This is a genomic window from Streptomyces sp. YJ-C3 (genome assembly GCF_053891275.1).
This window is the reverse complement of the sequence record NZ_CM132685.1, coordinates 357,784-377,352: the sequence shown is the minus strand read 5'-3', so window position 1 is coordinate 377,352 and position 19,569 is coordinate 357,784. Positions and strand designations below refer to the sequence as shown.

General features: G+C 73.8%; 5 protein-coding genes. All 5 read right to left on the bottom strand.

All coding sequences use genetic code 11. The annotated features are described in order from the left end of the window. Positions 1 to 4: 4 nt before the first annotated feature. From ACVHNB_RS01655 to ACVHNB_RS01635, 5 genes are read right to left on the bottom strand one after another with little or no spacing between them, the layout of a single operon-like run. Positions 5 to 946: a TauD/TfdA family dioxygenase gene (locus ACVHNB_RS01655; protein ID WP_428953248.1), complete on the bottom strand. Its 942-nt coding sequence runs from the start codon at positions 944 to 946 to the stop codon at positions 5 to 7. Next, positions 943 to 2,325 carry an MFS transporter gene (locus ACVHNB_RS01650; protein ID WP_456227260.1) on the bottom strand — a complete coding sequence of 461 codons (1,383 nt, stop codon included), beginning with the start codon at positions 2,323 to 2,325 and terminating at the stop codon, positions 943 to 945. Before ACVHNB_RS01650 ends, ACVHNB_RS01655 begins: the two co-directional genes overlap by 4 nt. After that, a complete protein-coding gene (locus ACVHNB_RS01645) occupies positions 2,322 to 3,362 on the bottom strand; it encodes an ornithine carbamoyltransferase (RefSeq protein WP_456227259.1) in 1,041 nt (346 codons plus the stop codon). Before ACVHNB_RS01645 ends, ACVHNB_RS01650 begins: the two co-directional genes overlap by 4 nt. Further along, complete coding sequence (locus ACVHNB_RS01640) at positions 3,359 to 14,287, bottom strand: amino acid adenylation domain-containing protein (RefSeq protein ID WP_456227258.1); 10,929 nt, start codon at positions 14,285 to 14,287, stop codon at positions 3,359 to 3,361. Before ACVHNB_RS01640 ends, ACVHNB_RS01645 begins: the two co-directional genes overlap by 4 nt. After that, a complete protein-coding gene (locus tag ACVHNB_RS01635) occupies positions 14,284 to 19,503 on the bottom strand; it encodes an amino acid adenylation domain-containing protein (RefSeq protein WP_456227257.1) in 5,220 nt (1,739 codons plus the stop codon). The genes ACVHNB_RS01640 and ACVHNB_RS01635 overlap by 4 nt, the downstream gene beginning before the upstream one ends. Positions 19,504 to 19,569: the final 66 nt, after the last annotated feature.

Here is a 19,569-nt window from a genome sequence, read left to right as displayed (position 1 = left end):
GGCCTCAGTCGGACATCGCGACGAGCACGCGGCGGGTCCCGGTGAAGGGCCGGCGGCCGTGCGAGACCAGCATGTTGTCGATGAGCATCAGATCGCCGGTGCGCCAGTCGCAGTCGACAGCGGCGTCCAGGCCCCGGTCGCGGATCTGGAGGACGTACGCGTCGGGGATGGGCGTGCCGTCGGCGAACGTGACGGACTGCGGCAGTTCCTCCGGCGGCAGGATCTGGGCGAGGGCGGCGGCGGTGTCGTCGCCGAGGCCCGCCGGGTGCCACTGGTCGGACTGGTTGAACCACACCTCGGCGCCGGTCACCGGGTGCTGGGCGGTCGCGGGCCGTATCTGGCGCACCCGCAGCGAACCGTCCGGCTTCCACTCCCACTGGGCGCCGGTGGTGCCGAGGAAGGCCTCGACCTCGGCGCGGTCGGTGGTCTCGAAGGTGTCCTGCCAGCTCTTGCCGAGGCCGTAGCCGTCGTGGAGGTTCTGCTGGTAGCAGACGCCGTCCTTGAACGCCTCCCTGACCTCCGGGTCCAGGGACCGGAACCAGAGCGCGGAGTCCGTCACCGGGGTGGCGCCACCGGTCTCGGCGGCCTTCTGGCAGAAGAAGAGCAGCCGGGCCGGCCACGCGTGGGCGTACGACATCTCGTTGTGCATCGAGATGGTGAACTCCTGCGGGTACTCCGTCGAGGTGTAGACGTTCTTGCCGACCTTGGTGCGCGGCGAGTTGCCGTGGACGTAGGCGAGGCGGTTGGGCAGCAACTCGTCCATGACCGGGTCGAGTTCCTCCTGGGTGACGCCGAAGCCGCGGAAGATCAGCGCCTTCTCCTTGACGAGCTGGTCGTCGATGGTGGCGGTGTCCCCGATCACCTTGAGCAGCCCTGCGGCCGAGGCCTCGACCCCGGCGCTCTGCGGGGTGATGACCAGGGGGGTCCAGCTGGGGGTCGCGTTCATGGAGTGCGTTCTCCTTCTCGGTCTTCTGCTTGTGCTTCTGCTTGTGCTTCTGCTTGGGCTGTTTCTTGGTCGTGTGCGTCGTGTGCGTCGTGTGCCGGGTCCTGGTCCTGGCGGGTCCGCAGTTCCTCGGCCGCGAGGAGCCGGGGGAGCGCGGAGGCCACGGCGACGAGCGCCAGGGCGCCCATCGCCGCGCCCAGGAGGACGGCGGTGCGGCCCGCCCCCAGGGAGTCGAGGAGCACTCCCCCGGTGAGGGCGCCCAGCGCGTTGGCGCCCGAACCGGCCAGCTGGAGCGCGCTGTTGACGCGCCCCTGGAGGGCGTCGGGGGTGGTGCGCACCTGGTGGACGCCGCCGGCGACGTTGACGGCGCCGCCCACCAGGCTCATCCCGGCGAGCAGCGCCCCGAGGAGCAGCGGCGACCGGGTCAGGGCCAGTGCGGGCACGAGCAGCGCCCACACCAGGAGCGCCCCGCGGATCAGTCCGACCAGGCCGATCCGGCGCATGCCCCAGCCGCCGCACAGGGCGCCGACGGCGCCGCCCGCCCCGCTGATCGCCGCGATCACCCCGACCGTCGCGGGGGAGAGCCCGTCCTCGTACAGGACGAAGGCGGGCAGCAGCGCGAGCGCCTGGAAGACGACGTTGCTGCCGGAGATCAGCAGCGTGATCCTGCGCAGGAAACGCCGCCGCCACAGCCAGCGCAGCCCTTCGGCGATCTCCGGGCCGAGCCTGCGCCGGGCCGCCGCCGGCCTGCTGCTGAACGGCTTTTTGATCAGCAGGACGGCGAGCAGCGACAGCACGTGCGCGACGCTCCCGAGCAGGAACGGCGACCACCGCGCCGCGGCGAACGCGGCGCTGCCGAGCGGTTGCCCGATCAGGCCCGCGGCCCGCCCCCGTGCCTCGTTCCCGGAGAGCGCGGCGGTCAGCTGCGCGGCCGGGACGACGTGCCGGACGCAGGCCCGTTCGGCGAGCCGGTAGCAGACCATCAGGGAGCCCTCGACGAAGGAGGCCGCGGCCAGGTGGGCGAGGTGGACGTGGCCTGCCGCGACCGCCGCCACCACGCTCGCCGTGGAGAGGACGCAGCCCGCGCTGCACACGAGCATCGTCAGCCGCCGGTTCCACCGGTCGACGAGCGCTCCCGCGGGCAACTGCACGATCAATTGCGGGAGTTGGGCGGCGAATCCGGCCACCGCCCCCGCTGCCGCCGATCCGGTGGACCAGATCAGCAGCAGCGGGTAGGCGACGGAGGTGGCGCGGGAGCCGAGCAGGGTGAGCCCGGCGCCGGACCACAGCATCAGGAAGTCGCGGTTGCGCCGCAGCGGGACCGGGCCGGCCCCCTTCGCGTGCGCGTCGGCGGGGGCCGTCCGGTCGTCGGTGACGCTCACTCTCCCGGTGCGGCCGGGCCGCCCGCTCGGCACCACTTCAGGACCGCCATCGCACTGTGCATCTTGTTCTCGGCCTGGTCGAAGGCGATGCTGTGCGGCCCGTCGAGCACCTCGGCGGTGACCTCGTCGCCGCGGTGCGCGGGCAGGTCGTGCAGGAACACCGCCTTGGGGCTCGCCTCCCACAGCCGCGCGCCGACCTGGAACGGCGCGAACACGTCGCGCCAGTGGGGTTCGGCCTTCGTGGTGCCCGTGGTCTGCCAGCGCGTGGTGTAGATCGCGTCGAAGCCGCCGGGCAGGTCCTCCATGTCGTGCCGTTCGCGCACGCTCGCCCCGCTGCGGGCGGCGTGCGCCCGGGCGCGGGCCAGGTAGGCCGGGTCGAGCCCGTAGCCGGGCGGGGTGCGCAGTTCCAGCTCGGTGCCGGGGAAGCGGCTGAGGGCGAGGGCGAGCGCGGACGCCGAGTTGTTGCCCTCCCCCACGTACAGGACGCGCAGCCCTTCCAGGCGGCCGAAGCGCAGGCTCAGGGTGGTGAGGTCGGTGAGGGCCTGCGTGGGGTGTTCGCCGGCGCTCATCGCGTTGACCACGGACATCCGCCGCTGGCTCGCCCAGGCCCGCATCTCCGCCTCGTCGCCCGCGGTACGGGCGACGAGGACGTCGAGCATCCGGGAGAGCACGGCGCCGGTGTCCTCGCTGGTCTCGCCGGTGTTGAGCTGGAGGTCGCCCGGACCGTAGGTGATCAGTGAGGCGCCCAGGCGCAGGGCGCCGCTGGAGAAGGCGGTACGGGTACGGGTGGACGTCTTGCTGAAGTAGATGCCGACGACCTGGTCCTGGAGAGGCCCGGCCGCGCGGTCCGACCCGGTCCGCCGGGCCGCCTGGGCCGCCTGGTTGAAGGCGACGCCGTCGGCCACGAGGGTGCGCAGGTCGTCGTCGGTGAGGTCGTCGATGGAGATGAGGTGGCGTGTGCGGGGGTGGTGCACAGGGTCCTCCTGGGTGGGGGTGGCCGGTCGCGGGTGGCGTGTCTGGCTGCCGGATGCGGTCATACGCGCTCCTCGTCGGTGACGACGGGGCTGAGCAGCGGGTGGTCGGCGGGGGCGGCGGAACCGGTGCCCGCGGCTGCCCACTCGGCCATCAACTCGCCCTTGCCGAATGTCTCTTCGGCCCTGCCGAGGCGGGCGGTCAGATGCTTGACGACGCCCTTTCCGCTGTCGGAGTTGGTGAGGGCGACCAGGCCGACACCGCTGCCCAGGTGGGAGAGCGACAGGTTCCAGTACCCGGCGGGTTCGCCGCCGTGCCCGAACTCGGCGTCGCTGCCGGAGTCGTCGACGATGGTGCCGAGCCCGTAGAAGCTGCCCGGGTGGGTGGCGAGGAGTTCCTGGGCGACGGCGCGGGGCAGCAGGGCCCCGTCGTGGCCCAGGAGCGAGGCCCGCACCTGCCGGGCGAGCTTCGCGATGTCCCCGGCCGTCGTCCACAGTCCGGCGGCGGCGAGGTGGGCGCGCTCGCGCCAGCCCCCTTCCATGGCGACGCCCTTGACGTGGTGGCCGAGCGCCACCGGCCGTCCGGCCGTCCGCGGGAAGGTCTGGTCGAAGCTGCTGCCGGTCATGCCCAGCGGCGCGAGGACCAGGCGGTGCGCGAGGCCCTGGAACGCCTCACCGGTGACGTCCTCGAGGAGCTGCTGGAGGACCCAGTAGTGGGTGCTGGACTTGCGGAACGTGGAGCCGGGCACCAGCTGACGCCGCACCCGCGGCGTCGAGACGGCCCCGGTCCCCTCCAGCAGGTCCCTCAGCGTGGGCACTTCGCCGCCCGGCGCGAAGCCGACGCTGCGGTGCCGGGCGAGACCGGCGGTGTGCCCGAGCAGATGCCGGAGCGTCACCGCGCCGGGCGCGGAGTCGAGCTCGTCGAGGTGCCAGGACGTCAGGTGCGTGTCGATGGGGTCGTCCAGGGCGATACGTCCTTCGGCCACGAGCCGCAGCGTCGCGAACGCCGTGACGTGCTTGCTGATCGAGCCGACCTGGAACAGGGTGTCCGGGGTGACCGGCTGCTCGCCGTCCACCGACAGGACGCCGGCCGCGTGGGTGCGCACCGATCCGTCGGCGCCGAGCAGGGCCAGGCTCGCGCCGGGCACCTGGTGCTCGGCCATGAGGGACTCCAGGTCGTCGAGGGCGACCGTCTCCTGGGTCCTGGTCTCCTTCCCGAGCAGCGCCGCGACCTGCGCGAGCGGCCCGTCGGCGAGGCGTCCGGCGTCGCCGCCCGCGGCCCGCTCGAGGAGCGAGGCGAGCAGTTCGGCCGGGACCTCGACCTGTGCGGGCGCCGCGGCGGCGGCCTCGGCGGCCTTCTCGGCAGCGGCGGCGGCAGCGTCTTCGTCGATCGCCGCGGCGAGGTCGACGAGCGTGCCGTGCTGGTACATCCGCCACACCGAGACCGCGAGGCCCTCGCGGCGGGCCGCCGCGAGCACCTGGATCATCAGGATCGAGTGTCCGCCCAGCTCGAAGAACTCGTCGTGCACGCCGATCTCGTCGACACCGAGCACCTCGGACCAGATCTTGGCGAGCATCCGCTCCGTGTCGGTGCGCGGCGCCACGAAGTCGCGGCCTGAGCGCATCGCCGAGCGGTCGGGGGCGGCGAGGGCCTTGCGGTCGACCTTGCCGTTGGCGTTGAGCGGGATGGCCTCCAGGGTGACGAACGCCGAGGGCACCATGTACTCGGGAAGCAGCGCGGCACAGTCGTCGGCGAGGGCCGAGGCGTCCGGGAGCCGCTGTCCTTCGGCGGGCACGAGGTGGGCGACGAGGCGCTTGTCGCCGGGGGTCGGCTCGTGGACCGCGACGACCGCGTCCCGGACGGCCGGGTGGGCCGCCAGCACGGCCTGCACCTCGCCGAGTTCGACGCGGTAGCCGCGGATCTTCACCTGGTCGTCGAGGCGGCCGAGGAACTCGATGTTCCCGTCCGCGAGCAGCCGTACCCGGTCGCCGGTGCGGTAGAGCCGCGCGCCCGCGGGCCCGTACGGGTCGGGCACGAAACGCTCGGCCGTCAGGTCGGGGCGGCCCGCGTACCCGCGCGCCACACCCGTGCCGCCGACGTACAGCTCGCCGAGGACGCCGGCCGGCACCGGCCGCATCGCCGCGTCGAGGACGTACGTCGTCATGTTCGGCAGCGCCCGCCCGATGGGGACGACGTCGAGGGCGACGTGGTCCGTGACGGGGTGGACGGTCGAGCCGACGGACGCCTCGGTCGGGCCGTACTCGTTGATCATGCGGCCGGAGCCGAGCACTTCGAGCGAGCGGTTCGCGGTGCTGCCCGGCAGGGCCTCGCCCGCGACGACGTAGACCCGGCTCAGCCGGTCGACCTGCTCGGTGGTGAGCTGCTCGGTGAGGATGTCGAGGTGGCCCGGGGTCAGCTTGATGAAGCTGTACGGGCCGCCGTCGAGCAGCGCGGCCGGCAGGTCGGCGGGCAGCGTGTCCTGCGCCACGATGTGCACGGTCTGACCGGTGACGAGCGGTCCCCACAGGTTGGGGACGACCAGGTCGAAGGCGACCGAGGAGAACAGCGGCGCGCCGCCCGTGCCCCGCGCGGCGAGCTCGTCCGCCGCCCAGGCCACATGGTTGGCGAGGCCCCGGTGCGGGACCTGGACGCCCTTGGGCCGCCCGGTGGAGCCGGAGGTGAAGATGACGTAGGCGAGCCGCTCCGGGTCGTCGACGCGGGCCACGGCCCCGAACTCGCCTCTGTTGTCGGCGAGTTCGGCGACGTCCAGGACCGGCACGGTGCCGGGGAAGCGGTCCGCGCGGTCCTCCTGCGTCACGGCGAGCGTGGCGGCCGCGCTGTCGCACATGGCGGCGATGCGCTCGGCCGGGTACGACGGGTCGATCGGCACATAGGCGCCGCCCGCCTTCCACACCGCGAGCAGGGTGGCGAGCAGGTCCGGGCCGCGGTCGAGCAGCACGCCGACCGTGGACTCGGCGCCGACGCCCGCCGCGCGCAGCCGGTACGCGAACCGCGTGGCCCTGGCGTCGAGTTCGGCGTACGAGACGGTGGCGTCGCCGTGCCGTACGGCGGGGGCGTCGGGAGTGCGGGCGGCCCGTTCCTCGAAGCGCTGCAGGACGGTGAGGTCCGGGAAGTCCCGGGCGGTGTCGTTCTGGGCGAGCAGCCACTCCTGTTCCGCTGCGGGCAGGTGGGTGTCCTGGGCGCTGCCCCGCGGGTCTGCGGCCATGGACTCCAGGACCTGCCGGTACAGGGCGGTCAGACGCTCGCCCTGCGCGCGGGCCAGGGCGTGGGTGTGGGTGGTCAGCAGCAGGTGCCCGGAGACGGCGGAGACCGCGAGCGCGAACTCGGTGCCGCCCTCGCCGCCGCTGGCCCCGGCGTCGACGAGCTTGTCGTCGACGTGGTCGAAGTCCTGGTAGCTGAACCGGACCCGGAGCAGGCGTCCGGTGCCCGCGTCCCGCTGGATGACGGGCATCGGGAAGCGCCGGCGGTCCCAGACCTCGGCCTCGCGGGCGAAGACCTGGCGCACCAGGTCCGTCCAGGTGCCCGCGGTGCGGTCGAAGGCGAACGGCAGGGTGTTGAGGTACATGCCGTAGACGCGTTCCGCGCCGGGTGACTCGGGGCGGGCGCTGCACACCAGGCCGCTGAAGAAGCCGTCCTCCTCGGTGAGGGTGCTCATCACCTTCAGGTGCGCGGCGAGCAGCACGCTCTTGAACGACACCTGCGCCTGGGTGGCGAGGGCGCGCAGCCGCGGCTCCAGGTCGTGCACGGGCACGGCGAGCCGGTACTTCTCGGCCGGCTCCGCGGTGTCGCCGGCCCAGCCGGCGGGCAGCGCGAACGGTGCGTACCGGCCGATGACGTCCTGCCAGTACTGCCGGTCGTCCGCCGAGTCCAGGGAGGCCAGTTCGGCCGCGATGAAGTCGGCGTAGCGCACGGGCGGTGCCTCGACGGGCGCCGGGGCGGGGCCCTCGCGCAGGGCGCGGTAGACGTCGAGGAGTTCCATCAGGAGGGCACGGTGGCTCCAGCCCTCGGTGATGGCGTGGGAGACGGTGACGACGAGGCGCCAGGAGTCGTCGGCCTCCACCTGTGCGGTCATGCGCAGCAGGGGCGCGGCCGCGAGGTCGAGACCCCGGGTCCGCTCCTCGCCCATGATGTCCCGCACGCGCAGCTCGCGGGCACCGTCGGACAGCCGGCGCAGGTCCTCGACCGCCAGCGGGATCCGGGCCGTCGGGTGGACGATCTGGAGCGGCGCGGTGAAGGCGTCCAGGTCGAAGGAGGTGCGCAGCATCTCGTGCCGCCCGGTGACCACGTCGAGGGCGCCGCGCAGGGCGTCCGCGTCGAACGGGGTGCCGTCGGTGATGCGGAACGACGCGACGTTGAGATAGACCCGCTTCTCGTCGTCGGCCAGCATCTCCACGAGCATCCCGAGCTGGACCTGCGACATCGGGTACGCGTCCACGACGCCCTCGGGCAGGCGCGCGCGGTCCTCGTCGGCGAGCAGCGCGAACGGCTCGACCGGCGGGGCGGTCTCGGCCGGCGCCGGGCGCCCGGTGAGGAACTCGCTCAGCTCGGCGACCGTGCGGTACTCGAAGACCTCCCGCACGCCGACGTCGAACCCGGCCGCGCGCAGGGCGCCCACCAGGGCGACCGCGCGGATGGAGTGCCCGCCCAGGTCGAAGAAGCCGTCCAGGACGCCGACCCGCTCCAGGCCGAGGACCTGCGCCCAGATCGCGGCGACCTGTGCCTCGGTGATGGTGCGGGGCGCGACGTGGGGCGTACCGCTCGCGAGGTCGGTGTCGTCCGGCGAGGGCAGGGCGCGCCTGTCGGTCTTGCCGTTGGCGTTGAGGGGGATCTCGTCGAGGGCGATGTAGGTCGCCGGGATCATGTAGTCGGGCAGCCGGGCGGCCGTGTGCTCGGCGAGCTCCGCCACGGACGTGTCCGCGCCGGACGGGACGTAGTACGCGACGAGCTGGATGTCGCCGGTCGTCGTCTCGTGCGGGACGACGACCGCCTCGCGCACCGCCGGGTGCTCGGCGACGACGGTCTGGATCTCGCCGGGTTCGATGCGATAGCCACGGATCTTCACCTGGTCGTCGAGGCGGCCGAGGAACTCCACGGCGCCGTCGGGGCGGGTACGGGCGAGGTCGCCGGTGCGATACAGGCGCGCGCCCGCGGGCCCGTACGGGTCGGGCACGAAACGCTCGGCCGTCAGGTCGGGGCGGCCCGCGTACCCGCGCGCCACACCGGTGCCGCCGACGTACAGCTCACCCGGTACACCCACCGCGACCTGGTCGAGCCGCGCGTCCAGGACGTACATGGTCATGTTCGGCAGCGGCCGCCCGATCGGCATGACCTCGCCGGACTCGCCGGACGGCACGGGGAAGACACAGGTGCCGACGGAGGCCTCGGTCGGCCCGTACTCGTTGACGAGATCGGTGTCCGGGGCCAGCGCCCGCCACCGCTCCACGGTCGTACGGGTGAGGGCCTCACCGGCGATCACCAGCACCGGCGCGAGCGCGGCGGCCTCCTCCGGTGTCAGCTGCGAGGCAAGCACGTCGACGTGCCCCGGCGTCAGCTTGATGAAGCTGAACGGGCCGGCGGCCACCAGCTCCCGCGCCAGGTCGGCGGTGTCGGTGTCCTGCGCGATGGTGTGCACCCGCTGTCCCGTGACGAGCGGCGCCCACAGGTTGGGGACGACCAGGTCGAAGGCGACCGACGAGAACAGCGGCGCGCCGGTCGTGCCACGGGAGGCCAGGTCCCGGGCGGCCCAGGCGACATGGTTGGCCAGGCCGCGATGTGTCACCGCGACGCCCTTCGGCCGGCCCGTCGAGCCCGACGTGAAGATGACATAGGCGAGGGTGTCGGTGTCGTCCGTGCGCTCGATGCGCGTCGCGGGGCGGGTGGCGACCGCCGACTCGTCCCGGTCCAGGGCCAGTACGCCGATGCCGTCGCCGAAGCGGTCGGTGTAGGCGGAGTGCGTGAGGGCCGTGGCCGCGCCCGCGCTGTCCAGCATGGAGGCGATGCGCTCGGCCGGGTACGACGGATCGATCGGCACGTACGCCGCGCCCGCCTTCCACACGCCCAGCAGGCTCGCGACCAGGTCCGGGCCGCGGTCGAGGAGCACACCGGTGACGGCACCGGGGCCCACGCCCGAGGCACGCAGGTGATGGGCGATCCGGTTGGCGCGGGCGTCGAGTTCCGCGTACGTCCATGTCGTCGAGCCGAGTGACACGGCGGGCGCGTCCGGTGTGCGGGCGGCCTGCTCCTCGAAGCGGGCGCACGCGGTCGCGTCACCGAAGTCGGCGCTCTCGCCCGTGCCCTGCTGACGGAGCACCTTCCGTGTCGCGTCCGGGAGGTACGAGGCCCGGGCGTCGCCGTCCGGGTCCGTGGCCATCGCCACGAGGACCTCGCGCAGCGTGCCCGCGAGGCGCTCCAGGGCCTGCGCGGAGACGTGCTTGCGGCCGCCCGTCAGGAAGAGGTGGCCCAGGCGGGCCGAGACGCCGAGCGGGAACTCGGTGGGGCTGTCGTCGATGCTCGCCAGGTAGTCGACCTGTGCGCGGTCGACCTGGTCGAAGTCGTGGTAGCTGAAGCGCACGGAGACCAGACGCTGACCGGCCGCGCCGGATTCGGCCTCCCGCTGGATGTCGGGCATCGGGTAGCCGCGGTGCGGCCACAGCTCGACCTCGCGCTCGAAGACCTGTCGCACGAGGTCGCGCCAGGTGTCCGGGGCGCCGTCGAAGGCGAACGGCAGCGTGTTGAGGTGCATGCCGTACAGGCCGTCGGCGCCGAGGGCCTCGGGACGGGCGTTGCACACCAGGCCGGTGAAGAAGCGCTCGTCGCCGGTGACCGTGCTCAGCACCTTCAGGTGGGCGGCGTGCAGGACGCTCTTGAGGGACACCCCGGCCGTGGACGCCAGGGCGCGGAGCCCGTCCTCCAGGTCGTGGAAGGGGACCTTGACGCGGTGCGGGGCGCCCGCGACGCCGTCGCCGGCCCAGGCCTCGGGGAGCGCGAACGGCGCATGGCCCTCGATGATGCCGGTCCAGTAGGCGCGGTCGTCGCCGGTCTCGCGCGAGGCGACCTCGGCGGCGATGAAGTCCGCGAACCGCACGGCGGGCGCGGCCGGGGCGTCCACCGGCTGCCCGTCGCGGGCCCGGTGGTAGCCCTCGACGATCTCCATCAGGAGGGAGTGGTGGCTCCAGCCGTCGAGGATCGCGTGGCACTCGGTGATCGTCAGCCACCAGCTGCCGTCGTCGCAGGCGGTGCCGTACAGACGCAGCTGGGGTGCGCTGTCCAGCGGGATCAGCCGCGAGCGCTCCTCCTCGGTGAAGGCGCGCAGCGCGTCCCGCACCGCCTCGTCGTCCAGGCCGCGCAGATCGCGTGCCTGCACCGGCAGTTCGACGTTCTCGTGCACCAACTGCATCGGTACGGCATAGGAGTTGAGGTCGAAGGAGGTGCGCAGTACCTCGTGCCGGGCGACGGCCGAGGCGACCGACGCGCGCAGCGCCTCGACGTCGAAGGAGCGGCTGTCGGGGATCCGGAAGGAGGTGACGTTGTGGTACGGGTGGCGGGCGCTGTCGCTGAGCATCTCGACGACCATGCCGAGCTGGACCTGCGACATGGGGTAGGCGTCGGCGAGGCCCTCGGGCAGCCGGGCCCGGTCCTCGTCGGTGACGAGCGCGAAGGGGCGCACGCCGTGCGTCGCGGTGACCGGCGCCCGGTCGGCGAGCTGCTCGCACAGCAGGGCCACGGTGCGGTGCTCGAACAGGTCGCGGACGCTGACGTCGAGCCCGGCCTCCCGCAGCCGGCCCGCCAGGTTGATGGCGCGCAGCGAATGCCCGCCGAGGTCGAAGAAGCTGTCGTGGACGCCGACCTCGGCGACACCGAGGACCTCGCCCCAGATCGCGGCGGTGCGCTGCTCCAGATCGGTGCGCGGTGCGGTGTACTCGGCTCCGGCGACGCGCGCGGCGGGCGCGGGCAGGGCCTTGGTGTCGAGCTTGCCGTTGACGGTCAGCGGGAGCGCGCCGAGGGTGACGAACGTCGCCGGGATCATGTACTCGGGCAGGTCGCGGGCGAGCGCGGCGCGCAGGCCGGCGGTGTCCGCGGCGGCGGCGCCGTCGGCGGGGACCACGTAGGCGACGAGCTGCTTGTCGCCCGGGGTGTCCTCCCTGACCAGGACGACGGCGTCGCGCACGCCGTCCTGCCCGGTGAGCGCGGCGTTGATCTCGCCGAGCTCGATACGGAAGCCGCGGATCTTGACCTGGGCGTCGTTGCGGCCGAGGAACTCCAGGCTGCCGTCGGCCAGGCGCCGCGCGACGTCGCCGCTGCGGTAGAGGCGGTCGCCCGGCGCACCGAACTCGTCCGGCACGAACCGTTCGGCGGTCAGCGCGGGGCGGCCCAGGTAGCCGCGGGCGACCCCGCGGCCCGCGACGTGGATCTCGCCGGGCACCCCGATCGGCGCCAGGTTGCCGTGCGCGTCGAGGATGCGGACGGCGAGGTCGTCGAGGGGCACGCCGACGGGGCTGACGGAACCCTGCGCCAGGTCGTCCTCGTCGAGGACGTAGTACGTGACGTGCACGGTGGTCTCCGTGATGCCGTACATGTTGACGAGCGTCGGGGCGCTCAGGCCCAGCCGGGCGGCCCACGGCCGCAGATCGGCGACCTCCAGCTTCTCGCCGCCGAACACCACGGTGCGCAGGGCCAGTGCGTCGACGCGCGGGTCGCCCTCGCGGGCGGCGGTGACCAGGGCGCGGAACGCGGACGGCGTCTGGTTGAGCACGGTCACCCGCTGCTCGACCAGCAGGTCGAGGAAGGCGGACGGGTCGCGCGACACCTCCTTCGGCACGACGACGAGGCGGCCGCCGTGCAGCAGCGCGCCCCACATCTCCCACACGGAGAAGTCGAAGGCGTAGGAGTGGAACAGCGTCCACACGTCGTCGGTGCGGAACTCCGTCTGCCGTGCGGTGACCGTGAACAGGCGGTGCACATTGGCGTGGGTGAGGCCGACCCCCTTGGGGCGGCCCGTGGAGCCCGAGGTGTAGATGACGTAGATCAGGCTGTCGGCGTCGGTGCGCGCGGCCGGGTCACCGGCCGGCTCGGCGGCGAGGGCGGCGCGGCCCTCCGCCGTGTCGAGGACGAGGAGCGGCCCGTCGTGCAGGCCGGACAGCAGCTCCGCGTGGGCGCGCTCGGTCACCACGACCGGGGCGCCGGCGTCGTCGAGCATGTAGCCGATGCGGTCGGCGGGCTGCGAGGGGTCGAGCGGCAGATAGGCGCCGCCCGCCTTGAGCACGCCGAGCAGGGCCGGCATCAGGTCGGTGCCGCGCTCCAGGCAGACGCCGACCAGGGTCTCCTGGCCGACGCCGAGGCCGATGAGGTGGTGGGCGACGCGGTTGGCGCGCTCGTTGAGCTCGGCGTACGTGAGTTCCTCGCCGGCGACGTGCACGGCGACGGCGTCCGGGGTGCGGGCCGCCTGCTCCTCGAAGGCCCGGTGCACGGTCCGTGTCACCTCGCCGGTGACGGCCGCGCCCTGGGTGAGCAGCCGGACCTCGTCCGCGCCGAGGAAGGAGAGCCGGTCGAGGTCGGCGTCCGGGTCGGCGGTCGCCGCGTCGAGCAGCCGGACCAGGTGTCCGGTCAGCCGCTCGGCGGTGGAGCGGTCGAACAGCTCGACGGCGTACTCCAGGTGGCCGTGCAGGGTGCCGTCGGCGTCCTGGCGCAGCTGGAGGTCGAGGTCGTACTTGGCGGCGTTGCCCTCGGCGTGGAACGGCTCGGCGACGACGCCCGGGAGGGCGAAGGAGCCGGTCCGCTCGCCGTGCATGGTCAGGGCGACGTCGAAGAGGGGGTTGCGGGACAGGTCGCGCTCGGGCTGCACGGCGTCGATCAGCCGGGCGAACGGCACGCCCTGGTGGTCGAAGGCACCGAGGACGGTGTCCTTGGTGGCGGCGACGAGCTCCCCGAAGGAGGTGCCGCTGTCCCATCTGCCGCGCAGCGCCAGGGTGTTGATGCCGTAGCCGAGCATGCCCTGCAGCTCGGGGCGGCCGCGGCCGGACACCACGGTGCCCACGGTGACATCGGCGGAGCCGGTGTGGCGGGCCAGCAGGCTCTGGAACGCGGCGAGCACGACCATGAACGGAGTGGCGGCCCGCTCCCGGGCGAACGTGGCCAGACGGTCGGCGAGTTCGGCGGGTACGGAGAAGGCGACCGTGTCACCCGTGGCGTCCCGGACACTCTTGCGCGGCCGGTCCGTGGGCAGCTCGATCGGGGTGAGACCCGCGAGCTCGCCCTTCCAGTGGTCGAGGTGCCGCTCCAGGGTGGCGCCGGACATCTCGGCGCGCTGCCAGGCCGCGAAGTCGGCGTACTGGACGGCGACCTCGGGCAGGTCGGGCTCCTCGCCGCGGGCGAGGGCGGTGTACAGGGCGCTGAGTTCGCGGCCGACGACCTCGGTGGACCAGGCGTCGCAGGCGATGTGATGGAAGACGACGGCGAGCACGTGCTCCTCGTCGTCGAGCCGGACGAGGCGGGCCCGCACCGGCAGGTCGCGCTCCAGGTCGAACGGTACGAACAGCTCGTCGGTGACGATCGCCCGGACGCGCTCCTCGCGCCGGCCACGGGGCAGTGGCGTGAGGTCCTCGACGGGCAGGGTGACCCGCTCGCGGGCGGAGACGATCTGCACCGGCTCCTCGCCGTGCAGGGCGTAGCGGGTGCGCAGGATCTCGTGCCGGTCGGTGAGCCGCTGCCAGGCGCCGGCCAGGGCGGTGGCGTCCAGGGGCCCGGTCAGCCGGACGAGGAGCGGGACGAGGTACTGGGTGCTGTCGGGGTCGAGGCGGTTGAGGAACCACATCTGCTCCTGCCCGTACGACAGGCGCAGCGGAGCGGTCCGGTCCGCCTTGGGTATCCCTGTTCTGCGCCCGCGGCGTCGCCCGGCGAGCCGCTGCTCGACGAGCTTGTCGCGCGCGGCGTCCGTGTCCGTGCCCGGGGGCGTGGTGGCACCGGTGCTCATGCTGTGAACTCCTTCACCGGCGCGAGGCCGTTGATCGCTTGGCTGGGCAGGGCGGACGGGGCGGCGAGGCCGGACGGCTCGTCGAGACCGGCGGGCCGTCCGGAGAACCCGGACGGATCATCGGGATCCACCAGGTCCTCGGGGTCGGAGGGATCGGCCAGGCCGGACGGGTCCTCGGATTCCGACGGGTCGTCGAGGTCCTCCGGGCCCGAGGGCACGGGCAGTTCCTCCTCGTCGAGGCCCGCTTCGATCTCCGCGCGGACGGCGTCCTCCACGGCGACGGCGAGCTGGGCGACCGTCGGGCCCTCGAACACGGCGCGCACCGTGAAGTCGATGTCGAACTCCTCCTGGATGCGCGAGATCAGGCGGATGGCGAGGATCGAGTTGCCACCGGAGTGGAAGAAGCTGTCCGTCACGCCGGGCTCGACCGAGAGAAGCTCGGTCCAGATCTCCGCGATGCGCTCCTCGGTGGGTGTGCGCGGGGCGATCCGGCCGGCCGGGGCCGCCGCGTCGGAGGCGTCCGGCGAGGGCAGGGCGCGCCTGTCGGTCTTGCCGTTGGCGTTGAGGGGGATCTCGGCCAGCGGGACGTAGTGGTCGGGGTGCATGTAGGGGGGCAGCCGGGCGGCGCAGTGCGCGGTGAGGTCCTCGGCCGGGGTCACGTCCGCGTCCTCGCGCGGGACGTAGTAGGCGACGAGCTGCTGGTCGCCAGCCGGCGTTTGACGCGCCACCACGACCGCTTCACGAACCGCCGGGTGCTCGGCGACGACGGTCTGGATCTCGCCGGGTTCGATGCGATAGCCACGGATCTTCACCTGGTCGTCGAGGCGGCCGAGGAACTCCACGGCGCCGTCGGGGCGGGTACGGGCGAGGTCGCCGGTGCGATACAGGCGCGCGCCCGCGGGCCCGTACGGGTCGGGCACGAAACGCTCGGCCGTCAGGTCGGGGCGACCCGCGTACCCGCGCGCCACACCGGTGCCGCCGACGTACAGCTCACCCGGCACGCCGATGGGCGCGAGCGCGAGCCGGGCGTCGAGGACGTACATGGTCATGTTCGGCAGCGGCCGCCCGATCGGCATGACCTCGCCGGCCTCGTCGTCCGGCACGGGGAAGACACAGGTGCCGACGGAGGCCTCGGTCGGCCCGTACTCGTTGACGAGATCGGTGTCCGGGGCCAGTGCCCGCCACCGCTCGACCGTCGTACGGGTGAGGGCCTCGCCCGCGACCACCAGCACCGGCGCGAGGTGCGCGGCCTCGTCGGCGGTCAGCCGGGCCGCCAGTACTTCCAGGTGTCCGGGCGTCAGTTTGATGAAGCTGAACGGGCCGGCGGCCACCAGCTCCCGCGCCAGGTCGGCGGTGTCGGTGTCCTGCGCGATGGTGTGCACCCGCTGTCCCGTGACGAGCGGCGCCCACAGGTTGGGGACGACCAGGTCGAAGGCGACCGACGAGAACAGCGGCGCGCCGCGGGTGCCGCGGGAGGCCAGGTCCCGGGCGGCCCAGGCGACATGGTTGGCCAGGCCCCGGTGCGGGATCGCGACGCCCTTCGGCCGGCCCGTCGAGCCCGACGTGAAGATGACGTACGCCAGGGCGTCGCCGTCGTCCGTGCGCGGCAGCGCGGTCCGCGGCCGGGCATCGATCGCGGACCCGTGCAGGTCCACCAGGACCAGGTCGACGCCGTCGCCGAAGCGGTCGGCGTAGGCGGAGTGCGTGAGGGCCGTGGCCGCGCCCGCACTGTCCAGCATGGAGGCGATGCGCTCGGCCGGGTACGACGGATCGATCGGCACGTACGCCGCGCCCGCCTTCCAGACACCGAGGAGGCTCGCGACCAGGTTCGGGCCGCGGTCGAGGAGGACGCCGGCGACGGCACCGGGGCCCACGCCCGAGGCACGCAGGTGATGGGCGATCTGGTTGGCGCGGGCGTCCAGCTGGGCGTACGTGACGATGTCACCGGCGAAGCCGATCGCGGGCGCCTCCGGTGTCCGGGCGGCCTGCTCCTCGAAGCGGGCGCACACGGTCGCGTCACCGAAGTCGGCGGCGCTCGCGTTCCACTCCGTACGGATCAGGCGCTGTTCCGCGTCGGACAGCAGCGGCACCTCGGCCAGGCGCGCCGACGGGTCGACGGTGACCTCCTCGAGGAGGCGGATGAACTGCTCCCGCACCCGCACCACGGTCGCCTCGTCGAAGAGCGAGACCGCGTACTCGAGGACGCCCTCCAGGGAGCCGTCCGCCGAGCGCCCGATGAAGACCGACAGGTCCGTCTTGGCGACCGTCCACGCCTCGGCGAAGGCGCGCAGGTCCGCGGCGTCGGTGGCGATGCTGGTGACGCCCTCGCTGTGCATGTCGAAGGCGACCTGGTACAGCGGGGTGCGCGACAGGTCGCGCTCCGGCTGCACCTCGTCGACCAGGCGGTCGAAGGGCAGTTCCTGGTGGGCGAAGGCGGCGGTCGCCGCGGCCCGCACCCGGCCCAGCGCCTCCTCGAAGCTCAGCTCGGCGCCCAGACCGCAGCGCACGACGAGGGAGTTGAGGAAGAAGCCGACCGTGCCGGACAGCTCCTGACGGGTGCGGCCCGCGACCGGCGTGCCGACGGGCACGTCCCAGCGCCCGGTCTGGCGCGCCAGGACCGTCGCGAACGCGGTGAGCAGGGTCATGAACGGGGTGGCGGCGTTGCGGCGGCTCAACTCCTCGACCGCGGCGGCGAGTTCCGGCTCGACGCGGACCGGCACGACCGCGCCGCGCGGGTCGCGCTCGGCGGGCCGGGGACGGTCGGCGGGCAGGTCCAGCGGGGCGATGCCGTCGAGGGCGGCGCTCCAGTGGGCCAGCTCGCCCGCGACGAACTCCTCGGTCTGGCGCCCCGCCTGCCAGGCCGCGTAATCCGCGTACTGCACCGCGACGGGCGGGAGTTGGGGCTCGCGGCCCTCGCGGGCGGCGGCGCACAGCTCCTGCAGCTCGCGCTCCAGGACGACCGTGGACCAGCCGTCGCAGGCGATGTGGTGCAGGGTGACGAGCAGGACGTGGTCCTCGCCGGGGATCCGGGCGAGCAGGGCCCGCCACAGCGGCCCGGTGGCCAGGTCGAAGCCCCGCGCGAACTGCTCCTCGAAGCGCTCGGCGAGCTGCTCGCGCCCGGTGTCGACGACCCGGAGTTCCACCGGGTGCGCGGCACCGATCACCTGGCGCGGTTCGCCGCCCTCGTCGGCGTACCGGGTGCGCAGTGCCTCGTGGCGGCCGCCGAGCGCGGTCAGCGCGGACCCGAGCTCGTCCGGCGTGGTCGCGGCGGGCAGCCGCAGGATCAGCGGGGCGACCCACTCGCGGCTGCCGGGGTTCATCCGGTCCAGGAACCACAGCCTGCGCTGCCCCGACGACAGCGGCAGCCGGCCCGCGCGGTCGACCGCCGGGATCGGGGCGCTGTCGCCGTCCTGCGCGCCCAGCAGCTCGGCCTGCGCCGCCACCGTGGTGGCGCTGAACAGGCCGCGCATCGACAGGGTGACACCGGTGGCGCGCAGCCGGGCCGCGAGCCGGGTGAGCTGGAGGGAGGTGCCGCCCAGGGCGAAGAAGTCGTCGGTGGCGCTGATCTTCTCGCGGCCGAGCAGGGTCGCCCACACCTCGGCGACCTTCTCCTCGGCGGCGTTGCGCGGGGCGACGTAGGCGCCCTGTCCGGTGAGGTCGTCGCCCTCCTCCAGGGCGGCGGCCAGGGCCTTGCGGTCGATCTTGCCGTTCGGCGTCAGCGGCAGCTCGTCGAACGTGCGGAACAGGGACGGGACATGGCTGTCGGGCAGCCGGGTGCGCAGGAACCTGCGCAGGTCGCTCGGGGTCAGCTCGCCGCGCGTGGTGACCGCGGCGCCGATGCGGTGCTCTTCGCCGTCCGGGCGGAACGCGACGACGGCCGCGCCGATGACCTCGGGGTGGGAGGTGAGCTGGGCCTCGATCTCGCCGGGCTCGATGCGCACGCCGTTGACCTTGAGCTGTCCGTCGGCGCGGCCCTGGTACTCCAGGAGGCCGGCCGCGTTCCAGCGGACCAGGTCGCCGGTGCGGTACAGGCGGGCGCCGGGCGGACCGTAGGGGTCGGGCACGAAGCGCTCCGCCGTGAGGTCGGGGCGGCCCGCGTAGCCCCGGGCGACGCCCGCGCCGCCCGCGTACAGCTCGCCGGTGACGCCCTTGGGCGCGAGGCTGCCGTCCGCGGCGAGGACGAGCACCCGCATCCCGGTCAGCGGCCGGCCGATCGGCACGGGGCCCGCCGTCTGCGCCGGGTCGGCACGATGGGCGGTGACGTCGATCGAGCACTCGGTGGGGCCGTACGTGTTCCAGACCTCCACGGCAAGGCCGGTCAACGCCCGCACCCGCTGGACCAGTTCGGCGTGCAGCGGCTCGCCCGCCGAGCAGAGCAGGCGCAGCGCGCCGCAGCCCTCCCACGACGGTTCCTCGACCAGGAGGCGCAGTACGGACGGCACCACCTGGAGGACGGTGACACCGCCGGCGGCGACGGCCGTCAGCAGGGCGGCGGCGTCCTTCTCGGTGCCGTCCGGCGCGATGACGACGCTCGCCCCGCTGACCAGCGGCGCGAAGATCTCCCAGCCCGCCGCGTCGAAGCCGACGGACGTCTTGAACAGGACCCGGTCACCGGCGGCGATGCGCTGTGCGCGCACGGCCCAGGCGATACGGCCCGCGATGCCCTCGTGGGTGATCTGGACGCCCTTGGGCGCCCCCGTGGAGCCGGACGTGAAGATGGTGTACGCGAGCGAGGACGGGTCGACCGTGACCGTGTCGGCCGGGCCGGCCTCGGCCCCTTCGTCGGCGGCGGACAGTTCCTCGGTGGTCACCGCGCGCGGGCCGTCCTCCCCGAGCGGCCCGCGCAGCGCGCCGGTGGTGACCACGAGGTCGGCACCGGCCTGGGTGATCAGGGATCTGAGACGTTCGTGCGGGTGGCCGACGTCGAGCGGCAGATAGGCCGCCCCCGCCTGCCACACCCCGAGGAGGGCGGCGATCAGCTCGGCGCCCCGGGGCAGGCACACCCCGACCAGGGAACCCGGGCCCACGCCCTGCGAGCGCAGGAAGCGCGCCGTGCGCTCGGCGGCGCGGGCCAGGTCCCGGTAGGTCAGCGTGCGTGGGCCGTCCAGAACGGCAGCCGCGTCGGGCGTGCGGTCCGCCTGCGCGGTGAAGAGCGCGGGCAGGGTGGGCGGGACAGTTCCGCTCAGGGGTTCCCCCGGCAACTGTGCGGCGTTCAACAGGTGCTCCTTCAATGACCTGACGTACTGGACGGTGCGTGGACATGCCGTTCAGGCGACGGGGGT

What these genes read in the sequence shown, in the direction of transcription:
- ACVHNB_RS01640 (WP_456227258.1), bottom strand. Translation starts at nt 14,287, where the DNA reads ATGAGCACCGGTGCCACCACGCCCCCGGGCACGGACACGGACGCCGCG.
- ACVHNB_RS01655 (WP_428953248.1), bottom strand. Translation starts at nt 946, where the DNA reads ATGAACGCGACCCCCAGCTGGACCCCCCTGGTCATCACCCCGCAGAGC.
- ACVHNB_RS01645 (WP_456227259.1), bottom strand. Translation starts at nt 3,362, where the DNA reads ATGACCGCATCCGGCAGCCAGACACGCCACCCGCGACCGGCCACCCCC.